Below are 277 nucleotides of genomic sequence, written 5' to 3'. Positions count from 1 at the left end.
GTTCTCCATGGACAAACTTAAGCAAAATTCACAACTCAATGGATTAACTTTCAAGATAAACTAATTCAATGGTGGTTTTTGACTCTTGACTCTAAGCACAAGATGGATGAAGAAGCATTTATAATCTATCAAGTCCTTCTCTATGACTTGTGCTTTTTTTTGGACTTGTTCTTCCTTCTTTATTGAAACAACCAAGTGGATTCCTAAACTTATTATACTGTACTTGTCCTTTTCATACCACTCTTGCAAACAATGTTTTTTAACAAATTCATATTGA

Annotated in this window: 1 protein-coding gene; it reads right to left on the bottom strand. The window is 32.1% G+C overall.

Annotated elements, in window-relative coordinates:
* Positions 1-60: 60 nt before the first annotated feature.
* Positions 61-277 (bottom strand): hypothetical protein (locus AABA86_RS34375; RefSeq protein ID WP_338309909.1); only part of this gene is annotated, 217 nt, incomplete at its 5' end.

This window comes from Bradyrhizobium sp. TM233 (assembly GCF_036247965.1).
GTDB classification, from domain to species: Bacteria; Pseudomonadota; Alphaproteobacteria; order Rhizobiales; family Xanthobacteraceae; genus Bradyrhizobium; species Bradyrhizobium ottawaense.
This window is presented reverse-complemented; position numbering and strand designations above follow the sequence as displayed.